The organism is Streptomyces musisoli, from assembly GCF_016741855.1.
Taxonomy (GTDB): domain Bacteria; phylum Actinomycetota; class Actinomycetes; order Streptomycetales; family Streptomycetaceae; genus Streptomyces; species Streptomyces musisoli.
This window is the reverse complement of the sequence record NZ_JAERRH010000004.1, coordinates 397,562-412,269: the sequence shown is the minus strand read 5'-3', so window position 1 is coordinate 412,269 and position 14,708 is coordinate 397,562. Positions and strand designations below refer to the sequence as shown.

General features: G+C 72.5%; 11 protein-coding genes. 5 read left to right on the top strand and 6 right to left on the bottom strand.

Going from position 1 to position 14,708, the window contains the following annotated elements; translation table 11 throughout:
- Nucleotides 1–5: 5 nt before the first annotated feature.
- Together JK361_RS14480 and JK361_RS14475 are read right to left on the bottom strand one after the other, a co-directional pair.
- Nucleotides 6–1,235 (bottom strand): N-acylneuraminate cytidylyltransferase, encoded by a 1,230-nt coding sequence (locus tag JK361_RS14480; protein WP_201817138.1) that lies wholly within the window; start codon nt 1,233–1,235, stop codon nt 6–8.
- Nucleotides 1,236–1,258: 23 nt separating this feature from the next.
- Entirely contained in the window at nt 1,259–2,587 is a 1,329-nt protein-coding gene (locus tag JK361_RS14475; protein ID WP_201817135.1) for a DUF6716 putative glycosyltransferase, read from the bottom strand.
- 198 nt (nt 2,588–2,785) lie between these two features.
- On the opposite strand from JK361_RS14475, the gene JK361_RS14470 reads away from it, so the two are divergent.
- From JK361_RS14470 to JK361_RS14460, 3 genes are all read left to right on the top strand, one after another.
- Nucleotides 2,786–3,766 (top strand): glycosyltransferase family 2 protein, encoded by a 981-nt coding sequence (locus JK361_RS14470; RefSeq protein WP_201817133.1) that lies wholly within the window; start codon nt 2,786–2,788, stop codon nt 3,764–3,766.
- Nucleotides 3,766–5,109 carry a polysialyltransferase family glycosyltransferase gene (locus tag JK361_RS14465; RefSeq protein ID WP_201817130.1) on the top strand — a complete coding sequence of 448 codons (1,344 nt, stop codon included), beginning with the start codon at nt 3,766–3,768 and terminating at the stop codon, nt 5,107–5,109. The genes JK361_RS14470 and JK361_RS14465 overlap by 1 nt, the downstream gene beginning before the upstream one ends.
- 275 nt (nt 5,110–5,384) lie before the next feature.
- Nucleotides 5,385–6,566, top strand: a complete 1,182-nt coding sequence (locus JK361_RS14460) for an acyltransferase family protein (protein ID WP_201817128.1) — start codon at nt 5,385–5,387, stop codon at nt 6,564–6,566.
- 81 nt (nt 6,567–6,647) lie between these two features.
- On the opposite strand, the gene JK361_RS14455 is transcribed toward JK361_RS14460, so the two are convergent.
- From JK361_RS14455 to JK361_RS14445, 3 genes are all read right to left on the bottom strand, one after another.
- Nucleotides 6,648–8,015 (bottom strand): polysialyltransferase family glycosyltransferase, encoded by a 1,368-nt coding sequence (locus JK361_RS14455; protein WP_201817613.1) that lies wholly within the window; start codon nt 8,013–8,015, stop codon nt 6,648–6,650.
- 44 nt (nt 8,016–8,059) lie between these two features.
- Nucleotides 8,060–9,046 (bottom strand): glycosyltransferase family 2 protein, encoded by a 987-nt coding sequence (locus JK361_RS14450; RefSeq protein ID WP_307787252.1) that lies wholly within the window; start codon nt 9,044–9,046, stop codon nt 8,060–8,062.
- A 274-nt stretch (nt 9,047–9,320) separates the two neighbouring features.
- Nucleotides 9,321–9,971, bottom strand: coding sequence for a TetR/AcrR family transcriptional regulator C-terminal domain-containing protein (locus JK361_RS14445; protein ID WP_201817126.1), 651 nt, complete (start codon nt 9,969–9,971; stop codon nt 9,321–9,323).
- Nucleotides 9,972–10,042: 71 nt separating this feature from the next.
- On the opposite strand from JK361_RS14445, the gene JK361_RS14440 reads away from it, so the two are divergent.
- The gene (locus tag JK361_RS14440) at nt 10,043–11,419 is read left to right on the top strand and encodes an FAD-dependent monooxygenase (protein ID WP_201817124.1); all 1,377 of its coding nucleotides are present in this window, start codon (nt 10,043–10,045) and stop codon (nt 11,417–11,419) included.
- 14 nt (nt 11,420–11,433) lie between these two features.
- On the opposite strand, the gene JK361_RS14435 is transcribed toward JK361_RS14440, so the two are convergent.
- Complete coding sequence (locus tag JK361_RS14435; protein ID WP_201817120.1) at nt 11,434–14,226, bottom strand: helix-turn-helix domain-containing protein; 2,793 nt, start codon at nt 14,224–14,226, stop codon at nt 11,434–11,436.
- A gap of 237 nt (nt 14,227–14,463) precedes the next feature.
- On the opposite strand from JK361_RS14435, the gene JK361_RS14430 reads away from it, so the two are divergent.
- Nucleotides 14,464–14,658 carry a hypothetical protein gene (locus JK361_RS14430; protein ID WP_201817112.1) on the top strand — a complete coding sequence of 65 codons (195 nt, stop codon included), beginning with the start codon at nt 14,464–14,466 and terminating at the stop codon, nt 14,656–14,658.
- The last annotated feature ends 50 nt before the right edge of the window (nt 14,659–14,708 follow it).

Sequence of the window (14,708 nt, the reverse complement as noted above, 5' to 3'; positions counted from 1 at the left end):
TGTCCTTACTTGGGGAGGGAATCGAGAGAGGGGCCGAGGATCCAGCTGGCGATCTCTCGGATGGCGCCGTCACCGCCGGGGACGGTGGTGACCGCGCGTGCGGCGCCGCGTACGACGTCGTGAGCGCTCGCGACCGCCACGGGCCAGCCGACGAGGGCGAAGCACGGGAGGTCGTTGACGTCGTTGCCGACGTAGAGCACGCGCTCCGGCGCGATGCCCTGCTCCTCGCACCACTGCTTCAGCGCGAGGTCTTTCCGGTCGATGCCGTGCAGCACGGGGATCCGCAGCTTCCGTGCGCGGGCGGCGACGACGGGGTTCTGTTCCGTGGACAGGATCAGCAGCTTCAGGCCGCTCCTGCGGAGGGCCGCGATGCCGAGTCCGTCGCCGCGGTGCACGGCGACGATCTCCCGTCCGTCGGAGTCGATCAGCACCCGGTCGTCGGTCTGGGTGCCGTCGAAGTCCAGTACGACCGCGTCGATGTCGTCGACGGTCGGCAGCGAACCGGGACGGTCCGCGTCGAAGAGGGGGGCGAGGGCCCGGGCCCGCGCCAGGTCGTGCGGGTCGTCGATCTCCAGCACCCGGGCCGGGTCGGTGCGGACCAGCTCGGTCCGGCCGAAGAAGCGGTGCCGGTGCTCACGGAAGCCGGCCGCGTCCATCGCGTAGGCGGCGCCGGTCTCCAGGAAGTCCTGGGGACGGTCCTGGCGGCGCGGACGGTAGGACTTGTCGTGGTTGACGCCCACCCCGCCCTCGGACTCGGCGTCGGCCTCGCGCCAGACGAAGCCGTGGAAGGGGGCCACGGTGACGGCGGTGTCGGCGCCCTTCTCGGCCACCGCGGCGGCCACCTTGTCGATGTCCTCGCGGAGCAGGAACGGGCTGGTGCACTGCACGAGCAGGACCACGTCGACCGGGGCGCCGTGCAGCGCCTCGTGGGTGTCCATGGCGTGCACCACCGCGGCCTCCGAGGTGGCGGTGTCCCCCGCGATGGCGGCGGGCCGCAGCACGACCTCCGCGCCGGCCTCCCGGGCTGCGGCGGCGATGGCCTGGTCGTCGGTGGAGACGACCACATCGGTCACCAGCCGGGTGGCCCGGCACTCCCGCACCGCGCGCGCCACCAGCGGGACACCGCCGACGGGGGCGAGGTTCTTGGCGGGCACGCCCTTGGAGCCGCCGCGTGCCGGGATCACCGCGAGCACCCGGCGGACCGAGGGTCCTGGGCCGGCTTCCGAGTGGGACATGGGGTCTACTCCTTGCGAAGAGGTCACAGTTCGCCCATCCGCCGGATCACGGGGGCGACCCGCTGGACGCCGTGCCGGTAGGCGCCGCGCGCGGCGCGGCGCACGATCTGCCGGACGGGGCCGGGCGCCTTGTCGGCGGCGGGCGCGCCGGGCAGCGGGACGCCGTCGGGGCCGAGGTGGTGGCGGGCGAGGATGCCGGGCAGATAGCCGGGCGCCGTCTCGGTGGTGTAGTAGGGGTTCAGGGGCGGCAGCCCCCCTGGCCGGTCCAGCAGCTTGGCGATGCGCTCGCGGGCGGTGTCGAACGCGGTGGCGTACGACCCCGCCCCCGAGGAGGCGCCCCCGGCGGCCACACCCTGCCGGGCCACCCACTCCTCGTCCGGCACCGGCCGGTGCCCGGCGTCGAGCTGCTCCCAGGAGGCGAGGCAGCCGGAGCCGGTGAAGTGGTGGTTGCCGAGCACCTCACGCACCCCGAGGTCGGTGAGGACGGCCGTGGGGATGCGGCGGTGCAGGGCCTCCAGGGCGGCGGTGGAGCTGACCGTGACCAGCAGGTCGGTGCGGTCGAGCACCTCGCCCATGTGCCCGTACACCAGGCGGAAGTTGGCCGGCAGGTCCTTGCCCTGCACCAGCTTCTGGTACGGCAGTTCCTCGATGTGGGTGGTGTGTTCGCCGGGCTTGGAGCGCAGCTTCAGCAGCACCTCGCGCTCGGGGTGCTTGCGGGCGTGTCCGATGAGGCGGTCGAGCAGGTAGGCACGGTCTGTGCGGTTGTCCGGCACGGACGGCTGGGCGGCGAACACCACGGTGAACGGGTCGTGTCCGCCGGCGTAGGGCGCACCGCCGAGGAAGGGCAGCGCGACCTCGGTGACCGAGGAGGCGTCGGCGCCCACCCCCTCGTACACGGACCGGAACCGGTCCGCGTCGTGGCGGGAGTTGGCGAGGACGAGGTCGGCGCCGTGCCGCAGCAGCAGCCCGTCGGCGAGCTTCTCGTAGACGACTCCGACGTAGCCGGTGACGACCACGGGGCGCTTTCCGGAGCCCCACGCGGCGCGCAGCCCGTGCAGCATCGCCTGGACGCCGCCGCCGACCAGGGCGAGGACGAGGACGTCGTACGGCTCCCCGGTCATCGCGCTCAGGAACTCGACGCCGGTGACCTCGCGCAGGGAGTCCGCCTGGACGCCGACTTCCCCGAGCTGGCGGGCGGTTGGAGTGGCGCGTCCCCGCAGGAGGTAGCCGTCGAGCCGGACCTCGGCAGCCGCGGGAGTGAGGCGCTGCGCGGTGAGCGCGCCCCACTTCCAGCGGGTGTCGGAGTCCGCGAGGACGGCGACCCGCAGGGACTTCGTAGCACTTGCTGGCACGTCGAAGACGCTAGGAAGCGATTCCGAGGTTCCGCCCAACCGGAATGCAACAAACGGTTAACAGCACATCGCCGAATGGCGAATCAGGCTCCGATCACGCCGGGAAAAAGCCTGGTTCACAGCTTTGCCACGCGCAGTTCACCTGGAATCAAGGAGACGGTCAGGACGCGGGCCGGGCTTCCCTCTAACGTCATCCGCGTGGTGAAGCTCTCGGTCATCGTGCCCTTCTACAACGTCCAGCAATACGCGCCAGACACGCTGAAGAGCCTGCGTGCGAACACGCGTGAGGACTTCGAATTCATTCTCGTCGACGACTGCTCGCGCGACGAGACACCGGAGATCCTCGCGCGCGCGGAACGCGAACTGCCCGGCGCGGTCCTGGTCAGACACGAGCAGAACGGAGGGCTCGCGACCGCGCGCAACACCGGTATCGACCGGGCGCGCGGCGAGTACCTGACGTTCCTGGACGGAGACGACTGGCTGGCTCCGGGCTACTACCCGCAGCTGGTCGCCGCCATGGACGAGCTGGGCTGCGACTTCATCCGTACCGACCATGTGCAGTGCACCGGCCGGAACCGGTCCATCCACCGGGTGCCGCAGGGCCGCCGCGGTGTCGTGCTGGATCCCCGGGAGGCGATCCTGCCCGCCGACCGGTCCACCTCCGTCGACTACGCGTACGCGTGGGCGGGTGTCTACCACCGCCGGCTCGTCGACCGGGGGCTGCTGCACTTCACCCACGGGCTGCGCACGGCCGAGGACCGGCCGTGGATCTGGAAACTGCACCGGGAGGCGGAGTCCTTCGCGGCCGTCGGGCTGCTCGGCGTCTATTACCGGCGCGGCGTCGCTTCGTCACTCACTCAGATCGGTGATGTCCGACAACTGGATTTCATTCGCGCATTCGACCAGGTGATCGAGGAAACGGCGCGGGATCCCGAGGCCGATAAGCTGCTACCGAAAGCCGTGCGCACCTATTGCGCCATCATGGCTCATCATCTCGGATCGATCGAGAGGTTCGAACCCGCCGTGGCTCGACAATTGCGCTCCCTGAGCGCGGGGGCGCTGAGAAGACTGCCGCAGGACGTGCTGGCCCAGGTCCTGGACTCGATGGACCCGCAGCGCGCGAGCCGGCTGCGGCGGGTCAGGCGCCGTCCGGCGGCCGCTCGGACGGTGGCCGCCTGATGCCTCGTACCACCCACATCTTCTGCGCGTCGACGCTGTACGGGGCGGCCACCCTGGCCGCCGCGCTCGACGCCGGGCTGTTCGAACCGGCCGACCGCCGGCTGCTCGTCGTCACCAACAACGCGGCCAATCCCGAGACCACGCCGTCCGTGGACCGGATGCCGGGCTTCCGGAGCATCGGCGACCGCTTCGACGCGGTGCTGTCCTGGAACGAGACCATCGCGCCCCTGCACCCCAGCGGCTGGGGCCCGCGCGCCAACGACATCCCCATGTGGGAGCGGTACGTACGGCTGCTGTGGGACCTCGGGGACGACCGGATCCGGCTCACGGTGGAGTCCGTGCAGGTCAATCCGGCCCTCGCGCTGTGCCAGCTGTTCACCGGCGCTCCCGTCGACGTCTACGCCGACGGCCTCATAAGCTATGGCCCCACGCGCGACAAGATCGACCCGCTGGTCGGCACGCGCATCGAACGCCTGCTCCACCTCGACCTGGTCCCCGGGCTGACCCCGCTGCTGCTCACCGAGTTCGGTGTGCGGCCGGAACTGGTGCCCACCGAGGTGTTCCTGAAGGTGCTGGAGGAACTCGCCGAGGACGACACCGAGCTGCCGGGCACCGGCGAGCCGCGGCCCGCGCTGCTCCTCGGCCAGTACCTCTCCGCGCTGGAGATCCTCAGCGCCGCCGAGGAGGAGGAGCTGCACCTGCGGATGGTGCGCGGTGCGGTGGCGCTCGGCCATCGCAGGCTGGTGTTCAAGCCGCACCCGGTGGCTCCCGCCCGCTGGTCGCGGCTGCTCCAGGCGGAGGCGGAGCGGCTGGGCGCCGAACTGACACTGCTGGACGTGCCCGTGCTCGCCGAGGTGGCCTTCCGGCGGCTGCGCCCCGCGCTGGTCGTGGGCTGCTTCTCCACCGCGCTGTTCACGGCGGCCGCGTTGTACGGGCTGCCCGTCGCCCGCGTCGGCACCGACACCGTACTGGCCCGGCTCGCGCCGTACCAGAACAGCAACCGGGTCCCGGTCACCATCGCGGACGCGCTGCTGCCGGACCTCGGGGACGGCGCGGGCGTGTCCGGCTGGTCGATGCCTTCACGGGACCGCGTGGACGAACTGGCCGCGCTCCTGCGGGCGGTGGGCTTCGCCATGCAGCCGAAGATCTACCCCCAGCTGCGCGGGGCGGCCGAGCGGTACCTCGCCCGGCACCTCGACCCGCACACCTGGCGCTACTTCAAGCGCCGCCGGCTGACCGCGCTGGCCCTGCCGGGCGCGGTGCCCGCGCAGCTGTCGTTCATCCCGCGCAACGCGACCGTGCGCCGGCTCGCCCGCCGGGCCCGGGCGCTGACGCGGCGCTGAGTCCGCCGCCCTCCCACGCGTCGCCGACTCCGCCGCCCTGCTGCGCGTTGTCGAGTCCGCGGCCCTCCCACGCGTCGCTCCCTGCCCGACCGGGGGGCGACGCGTTTTTCCCCGCCCCCACGTCAAGCAGGCGCCACACCTTTCACCCACGCGACATCTGTGCGATTGCCGCACGTCAACTTTGAATCGCTTTTCCTCCTTCGGGGCTGCGTAGCGTCGTTTCATTGACTCATGGACGACACACCAGATTTCGCACCCGCCGAGAGAGGCCCACGATGAATCCGGCCGACCAGACCCTCGCACCGGCGAGCACCGTCGGGGCGCTGCCCGCCGAACGGCTGCCGGCCCCCGGCACCGTGCCGGCCAGTCCCGCCCGCAAGCGCACCGGTGACCGGCTGCGCGCCCTGGACGGGCTGCGGCTGCTGGCCGCGCTGATGGTCTGCCTCTACCACTTCGCCGGCAAGAACGGCGAGGTCGCCGACTCCTGGCACCGGTCCCCGGCGGGCGTGTTCCCCACCCTGTCGCAGGCGGCGACCTACGGCTGCCTGGGCGTCCAGTTCTTCTTCGTCATCAGCGGCTTCGTCATCTGCATGAGCAGCTGGGGCCGCACCCTCGGCGACTTCTTCCGCTCCCGGGTCTCCCGGCTCTACCCGGCCTACTGGGCGGCCCTGTTCCTCGTGGGCGCCGCCTCGGTCCTGCTGCCGGTGGTGGTGCACCCGCTCAGATCGGACGAGTTCCTGATGAACTTCACCATGCTCCAGCAGCCGATGGGCGTGCCGCGGGTGCTGGGAGTGTGCTGGACGCTCTGGGTGGAGATGCGGTTCTACGTGCTCTTCGCGCTCTTCGTGATCTGGCGTGGCGTCACCTACCGGCGTGTGGTGACCTTCTGCATCCTGTGGACGCTGGCCGGCGTGCTCGCCCGGGTCGCCGACACCCCGCTCACGGACGAGCTGGTGATGCGGGACCACGCGCCGTACTTCATCGGCGGTCTGGCCCTCTACCTGATCCACCGCTTCGGCAGCGACCTGCTGCTGTGGGGCATCGTCGGCATGTCCTTCCTGCTGGGACAGCGCTACTCGGTCACGGCCCTGTGGCACCCGGGCATGCACGGCGATTTCCCGCGCGACCCGCACGTCGTGCAGGGCATCGTCTTCCTGTCCTTCGCGGCGGTCGCGGTGGTCGCGCTGGGCTGGATGCGCTGGGCGAACTGGCGCTGGCTGACGGTGGCCGGGGCGCTGACGTACCCCTTCTACCTGATCCACGAGCACCTGGGCTGGTTCGTCATCCGGGTGCTGCACCGGGGTGTCGGCCTCGGCGCGTATCCGACGCTCGTGCTGACCGTGGCCGGGCTGCTGGGGCTGGCCTGGCTGATGCACCGCTTCGTGGAGCGGCCGTTCGGGCCCCGGCTGAAGCGGGCGCTGGCGACGAAGCGGCCGCGGATCGTCCCCGTGCGCTGAGCCGGTCCTCGCCGCGGACGCAAGCCGGCGGCCGGCGGGAGCCATCGCTCCCGCCGGCCGCCGGCTGTCTTCCGGACGCGGTTACCGCTGACGTGCGCGGATCTGCTTCACGGCCTTGCGCACCGCCGGGTGGCGGCGCAGGGCCTCGGCGCGTACGGGGCTGCCGCCGGGCAGGCGGAGCGCGGTCAGGCGGCGCTTCTTGAAGTACCGCTGATGCCCGGCGAGGTGCGCGGCGAGCCAGGCGGCCGCCTCCCCGTGCAGGCCGGGGTGCTTGCGGGACTGCATGCAGTAGCCGACGGTGCGAACGAGCGGACCGAGTTCCCCGCCGAGCGTGCCGAGCGGGAGCGGGGTGCCGACCTCGTCGCGCTCCGCGTCGGGCAGGGCCGCGTCGATGATCGTGAGCGGGACGCGGTTGCTGTTCTCGTACGGTGTGATGCGGTCCAGGAGCAGTTCCGTGCCGACCCGTGCGACCGGGATGCCGTAGAAGGCGGCGGCCGTCATCAGCGCGGTGGAGAAGCAGCCGATGACCAGTTCCGGCCGGAGGTGGGCGAACACGGTCTCGGCGAGCACCGGTTCGCTCAGGACGGTCAGCCGCACGCCGAGGGCCGCGGCCTCCGTCTCCAGCGTCCGGTTGTAGACGGAGGGGGCGCTGGGGTGGGGCTTGAAGAGGACGCCGCGGTGTCCGGCGCGGGCGGCGGCGCGCAGCATGCGGACGTGGAGTTCCTCCTCCTCGTCCTGGGTGATCAGGTCGATGGCCGAGAGGTACTGGCCGAGCAGGACCGCGGTGGGGCGGTCCTCGGCGGGGATGCGGTCGGCGAGGATGCCGGCGCCCTCCTCGCCGATGTGGGCGAGGACCTCGACGATGGCCTCGTTCGGCACGGCCACGGGCTCGACCCCGTACTCGGCCAGCAGCATCGGACGCAGGCCGGGTATCAGGTCGAGGTGGAGCACGCGCGCGATGCGGCTGCTCATCTGGTGCGGGATGCGGTTGCGGGTGGGGCCGTAGCTCATCAGGCCGTCCGCGTACACGTGGATCGGGCTGTCGGTGAAGATGTCGGCCACCGCGCGGGAGGGGTTGGCCTGGATCGACTCGCAGGCGATCTCGACCGGCTCGTCGCCCAGGTTCCAGGCGAGGCGTACGGCCTTCTCCCACAGCACCAGGTCCTGGCCGCGCGGCGACCAGCCGGCCGGGTGGTGCGGGGAGATGAAGTCGTTCCAGGAGCGGACCTCGTCGAACTCGGGGCGCAGCCGCTCGAACCCGGCCATCCGGTCCAGCGGGGTGCCGACCTCGGGCACGGCGGCCGTGTTGCTGACGACGAGGATGCGGCGGTGCTCGGCGCGGGGGCCGAAGAGTCCGGCGCGCAGGGCGGCGGTGACGGTGGCGGCCGCGTACTGGGTGGCCGAGAAGAAGATCTGGGTGGTGCCGCTGCGGGGCGTGCCCCAGGCCATGGCCGAGCCCGTGCCCGCTGACGTGTCCGTACGGTCCGTGCCGCTCATGCGGCGACTCCCTTCATGCCGCCGCGTATGCGCCGCAGGACGTGTACGCGCTGCTCGCCCATGCCGACGAGCGCCTCGTTCAGTTCTTCCTCCGCCATCCGCCCCAGCGCCTCGCCGGCCAGCTGCCGCAGCCTGGCGGCGACGCTCCGTTCGAACCGGTCGCGGGTCAGGAGCTGGTGGGCGATGACGACGCAGTAGTTGCGCAGGGCCTTCTTGCGCAGGGTGCCGACCTCGGGGTCGTCGGCGAGTTCGCTGAGGACGAGGTCGAAGGAGCGGAAGAAGTCCAGCTGGCGCACGTCGCCGATCTGGGTGAGGGAGCTGGCGACGCCCCGGCGGTAGAAGACGCCGCGCAGGCCGGCGACGGCGTAGGACTCCGCCCTGCGGTGCAGCTCCCAGATCCAGGGGCGGTCCTCGGCGGTGCGCAGTCCGTCGTGGAAGCGCAGCAGACCCCGGTCGAGCAGCCGCCGGTGGTAGATGCCGGCCCAGGCGTACGGGTAGTCGACCATGGTCGTCTCGCCGACCGGGAGGATCGAGCCGCGCGGGTCGAGCGGGATGTTCCGGCGCCCTTCCGGGGCCCGGTGGACGGAGCGCTGCACGCCGGTCACCTGGACGTGGTCGGTGCGGACGAAGTCGACGTCCAGGCGCTCGATGTGGTCCACCAGGCTCTCGAGGTAGCCGGGGGCGAGCCAGTCGTCGCCGTCGAGGAAGGTGAGGTAGCGGCCCTCCGCCGCGTCGATGCCGGTGTTGCGCGCGGTGGCGAGTCCACCGTTCTGCTCGTGCCGGATCACCCTGCTGTTCGGCAGCCGTTTCGTCAGTTCCAGCAACGCCTCATAGGTCCGGTCCTTGGTCGACCGGTCCTCGACGAGCAGGAACTCGAAGTCGCTTCGGGCGTTGTTGACGAGGCTGGCGACCGTCTCCGGAATATATGTCTCGACGTTGAAACAGGGGATGATCACCGACAGTTTCGGGGAGCGGTTGGTCACACGTACACCCGGGCTCTCTGGGCAGGTCGTCTCAGGGGCAGGTCGCTGCGACCGTAGAAAGTGTTCGACGCCGGGCGGCAACCCCCGCCGGAACGCCCGGTGAACGCGAAGTGGCGGCATGAAGTCGCCCGACCCCGCCCCGTGCGCCGCCCCCGTCCAGGTCATCGCCGCCCGGTGGGGTTCGCGCGCGCCACCGGCTTCGCCCGCGCCTTCCGTGCCGCGTACGGCATACCGCCCACCGTCGTCGGCGCATACCGCCCACCGTGGTCGGCGCTCACCGCATCCCGTACCGCGCCCCGATGCCGGCGATCACCAGTGCCAGCCCCTCCTCGAACTGCTCGTCATAGCCGTCGAAGAGCAGCTCCCCCGCCTCCGCGGCCAGCGGGTACCCGGCCAGCCGCCGGGCGCGTTCCCCGACGTCGAACCCCTCCCGGCGCTCGTCCGGGAGCGGCTGGACCCCCTGTTCCTCGATGAGGAAGCCGAGGGTGTACATGTGCGTGGCGCGGGCCGCGTGGACGGCCTGGGCGAGCGTGAAGCCGGCCTCCGTCAGCAGGCGCAGGGTCGCCTCCATCTCGCGGGCGTGGTCCGTGCCCGTGAAGCGTGAGCCGCTGAAGACCCTGGCACCGTCGCGGTAGCCGAGCAGCGCGGCCCGCAGCCCCCGGTTGGCCTTCAGCAGCCGCTCCTGCCAGGTGTCGGCGGGGTCGAGCGTGACGCCGGCGACCATCCGCCGGTACATCTCCGTCGCCATCTCGTCCAGCAGTGCCTGCTTGTCCTTGAAGTGCCAGTACAGGGCGGGCGCCTTGACGTCCAGTTCCCTGGCGATGGCGCGCAGGGTCAGCCCCTCCAGGCCGGCCTCGTTCAGGAGCCGCAGCGCCGTGTCGGCGACGCGTCGTCGGTCCAGGGGGGCGCGTTTCTCGGGGCTCACACTTGACAGCTTAACAGCGTTAAGGGCACGGTTGCCGACGACCGCACTTAACGACGTTAAGGGGATATGTGATGGATGTCGTGATCGTGGGAGCGGGTCCGACGGGTCTGGCCCTCGGTATCGACCTCGCCAGGCGCGGGGTGGAGGCGCTGGTGGTGGAACGTGAGGAGGGACTCTTCCCCGGCTCGCGCGGCAAGGGGATCCAGCCCCGCACCCTGGAGGTCTTCGAGGACCTCGGCGTGCTGGACGCGATCCGGGCGGCCGGCGGCCCCTACCCGGCCCGGCTGATCTGGAAGGACGGCGAGCGGGTCGGCGAGCAGCCGATGTTCGAGAGGATCCCGGCGGACGAGGGCACGCCCTACACCGAGCCGCTGATGGTCGCGCAGTGGCGGACCCAGGAGGTGCTGTACGCGCGGCTGGTGGAACTGGGCGGCCGGGTCGCGTTCGGACGCGAGGTGACGGGTCTGGAGCAGGACGCGGACGGCGTGAGCGTGCGGTTCGCCGACGGCACGGATCTTCGGGCGGGGTACGTCGTCGCGGCCGACGGGGGCCGCTCGGTGATCCGGCGCGCGCTGGGCGTCGGCATGGCCGGGGAGCCGGTCGACCCGGCGTCGTGCCTGGTCGCGGACGTCCGGCTGACGGGCCTCGACCGCGACCACTGGCACATCTTCCCGGGGGCCGGGGACACCGGCCTCGCGCTGTGCCCGCTCGCCGGCACGGACGACTTCCAGCTCCAGGGCCGCCTGCCCGAGGGCACCGGGACCGAGCCGACGCTGGACGCCGTCCGCGAGCTGGTGGCCACGTACACGCACCTGGACGCCGACGACGTGACCGAGCTGCGCTGGATCTCCGACTTCCGGCCGCGCACCGGTCTCGCCGACCGCTTCCGGGTGGGCCGGGTGTTCCTCGCGGGCGACGCGGCGCACGTCCACTCCCCGGCCGGCGGCCAGGGCCTGAACACCAGTGTCCAGGACGCCTACAACCTGGGCTGGAAGCTGGGCGCGGTCCTGCGGCACGGTGCGCCACGGGCCCTGCTGGACACCTACGAGGAGGAGCGGCGCGCCAACGCGGCCGACATGCTGGGGCTGTCGACGGCGGTTCACCGCGGGGAGGTGCGGCGCGGGAAGGCGACGGTGCAACTGGGGGTGGGCTACCGGGAGTCGTCGCTCAGCGTGGACGCCCGTACCGCTCCGGCCCCTCTCCGGGCGGGCGACCGCGCGCCGGACGGCCGGGTGGACGGCACCCGGCTCTTCGACGCGTATCGGGGGCCGCACTGGACGCTGCTGGGAGCGTCGCTGCCGGGGGTCCGGTCGCTGGTGTCGGCGCCGGAGTCCTACGGCCCGGGCGTCTTCCTGGTCCGGCCGGACGGGTACGTCGGCTGGGCGGGCGACACCACGGAGGGCCTGCGGGAGTACGCGGACCGCACGGGAGCCCTCGCGGCGGCCTAGTCCACTGCCCTTGGCTACGCGGGGGCGGGAGCGGCGAGGTGGAGCCTCGTCGCCACCGGCTCGGTGGCCCGGCGGTCGGACAGCAGCCGCAAGGCGCGGCGGCCTCTTTCCGCGCCTTCGGCGTCCGACACGGAGGTGTGCGCGTCGACGGCCGCCGACAGCGCCGCACGGGCCGCGTCGCCGTCGCCGCGGCACAGGGCCAGCAGACCGAGTTCGTGCCGGAGACAGGCCGCGTCGGCGGCAGCCTCGCGCCGGCCGTGGGCCGCGTGCAGCCCGTGGTTCAGGGCACGCCCCCAGGCGTCCCAGGCCCCCGCGGCCGCGAGCTTCGCCGAGGCGGCCCGCGCGAGCTGCACAGCCGTCACGGCACACGGCAGGCCGGCGGAAGCGCCGAGGCCGGCCAGCGTGGCGAGGACGGCGGGGGCCTCCAGGGCCACGTGATGGGAGGTGACCTCCGCGTGCCCGGCGTACCAGGCGTAGTACTCGCCGATGGAGCGCAGGCGGTCGATCGCGCCCACGCCGTAGCCCTCCGCCTCCAACTGGGCCACGACCCCGTCCGCGAGCCGGTACCGCGCGCCGGCCGCGGTGACGAGCCCGCACTGGGCCAGCTCGGCCACGGCCGTGTCGGAGTGGGGCCGGCCCAGGAGCACCGGCAGGTGCCAGTGGTGCGGTACCTCACCGCCCAGGGCCACGGCCAGCCGCAGCACTTCGCGGGCGTCCTCGCTCAGCCAGGAGGCGAGCAGGGCGGCGGGAGCGGCCGCGTGGGCCACGCGCGGCAGCGACGTGTGCGTGCGGTACCGCAGGAGCGCCCCGGCCTGGACGTGGCTCAGGGGCAGGCCCTCGGTGACGAACCAGACGTCGGTCGCCCAGTAGCCCTCGTTCTCCGTCAGCTCGCGGCCCACCGACAAGCTCAGCAGCTCCCGCCCGGCCTCCGGTCCGAGGGGGCTCAGGTGGACCTCCTGGACGTACGCGTCGCCCGACGGTTCGGGCGTGTGCGGTGTGGCGGAGAACAGGAACGCGCATTCGGGAGTGGCATCGAGGAGCGCATCGAGTTCGGCGCCGCCGAACCCCAGGTCGTCGACCACGACGATCGCCCCGATCTCCGGGAGGAGCTTGTCGAGCCGCGCCCGTCCGATCCGGTGCCCCTTGAGGTCGAACACGGCGGCACACAGTTCGTACAGCAGCTCCGGGGCGTCCTTGCCGTGGCCGGAGAGACGTACGACGCCGTCGGGGGCGATGCCGGAGCAGTCGGTGGCCACCCAGTCGAGCAGGGTGGTGCGTCCGGATCCGCGCGCCCCGGTCAGGCGCACCGACCGGCCCCGGGCGAGCACGCGGACCAGCCGCTCACGTTCGTCCTGCCGGTCCAGCATCGGCGGCCTCGCCGGCGAGGAGCCGGGGAGCAGGAGGGTGTCGGCACGGTGCCGGTCGAGCAGCGCGCGGACCGCGGTGCTGTGCCGTGGCGGGGTGTCGGGTGCCTCCTCGATGGGACAGGGCCTGACCGTGCCGCATGTGTGCGGGGCGACCGTGAGGGCCACGAAGCCGGCCGGCGCCGGCGGTCGCGTGGTCGGCTCGGAAGACTCCGGCGGCGGGGGCGCCGGGGTCCGCGGGCGCCTGCTGTGCCGCGTCAGAACGCTCTCGAGAAGGCTGTGGATGTCGTGCCCGTCCTTCAGCCCCTTCAGGAGCCCGCGGGTCGTCTCGATCTCCTCGGGCGTCTGGAGCACGACGGCGCGCTCCAGTTGTGCGACCAGCGTGGCGTGCTGTCCGTCGCGCCAGAGCGTGTCGGCGAACCGCAGGACGTGGAGCGGGCCGCAGCCGGCGGCCTCGGCCGCGGTCGTGGGCGGCGGGGGCGCCGCCTCGGCTCCGTCCGCCCGGTCCTCGGGCGCGCTGTCCGGCTCCGCGCCACGAGCGGTCCGGTCGGGCCGGTCGGGCCGGGACCCGTCGTCACCGGCCGCCGGGTTGTCCGGCGGATAACCGGACGGCGTGTCGTCTTCGGGTTCCGAGAGCCGCTGTATGTTCTCGGCCTGCGTGTGCAGGACCGTGTCGATCTTCGACAGGGCGTCGTCGATGTCGTCGGACAGTTCGGTGACGCCGTCCTGGCGTGAGGTGGACCGGGTCCCGTCGGCCGCTTCCCCGGCCGTTGCGCCCTGCTCGGCGCGCAGCTTGGCGAGTTCCGCCTGAAGCTCCTCGATCTCCAGTTGCGCGGCGACGCAGCGCTGTTCGGCCTCGGCCCGCTGCTCCTGCGCGGTCTCCAGCTTCTGGCCCGCCCGCTCGCGCTGCTGCTTGGTGCGCCACAGTTCCCGGCCCAGCGCGTCGAGTTCGGCGGAGTACGCCGTACGGTCGCGCCGCAGGTCGTCCCGCTCAGCCGTGAGATCGCGCAACTGCCGGTCGAGCCGCGCGATCATGCGCATCAGGAACGCCACCAGGAGGGCGCCGTCCCTGCGCAGCGCGTCCAAGTCCTGGAACAGGCGCTCCTTCTGGGCCAGCAGCGTCTCGACCTGCCGCGCCGAGCGGACCAGGGCCGGCGCGTGGGGTGCCGCCTCGGCCGCCCCGTGCAGCCGCTCCGCCCGCCTGGTCATCATGGGCCGGCGGGCCGTGGGCACGGTCTCGGCCACGATCCGTTTGACGACGTCGGGCAGGGGGAGTACCTCGCCGCGCATGAACTCGCTGAGGCGCTGCTCGGAGACCTTGATCGTGAGGGCCAGCTCCTTCTGCGTGATGCCGCATTCGTCCACGCAGTCACGCAGGAACTGGGCGAGGGCGCGCATCTCGGCGCTGACGTCGCGCCTGATCCCGCTTTTCGGTCGCGGCACCCAGCCCCCCTCCCCGCCCGGCCCGGACAACCCGCCGTTATCCGGTAATTCAACCGCGTTGATCCGCGGTCTGACCAGGGCGCCGGTTGTCCGGAAGTTGTCCGGCACATGCGGGACGGGCCGAGGCGGCCGACTCTCGTACCCGGGCCGCCACAGCCGTGGTGGTCCAGGCACGAGGGGTCCGCCCGCGAGATGTGGAGTCGCGACGGGCGGACCCCGGGACCGAAGGGCCCGCCTATGACGCTACACATCGACAGCCCGGCGCACTTGTGGATCTTCGCCGTCGCCTGCCTCGCCGGGTACGTCACGTACAAGCGCACCCAGCCGCAGCCGCCGCTGCCGCCGGGTCCCGGAGACCTCGGCACCGCGTTCGCGGTCGGCGCGATCGTCCTGAGCGCGCTCGCCTTCCTGTTCGGCGTACCGACCGGTTGAGAGCGGGGCATGTGCGACGGCCCGGGCAGGGATGCCCGGGCCGTCGCACG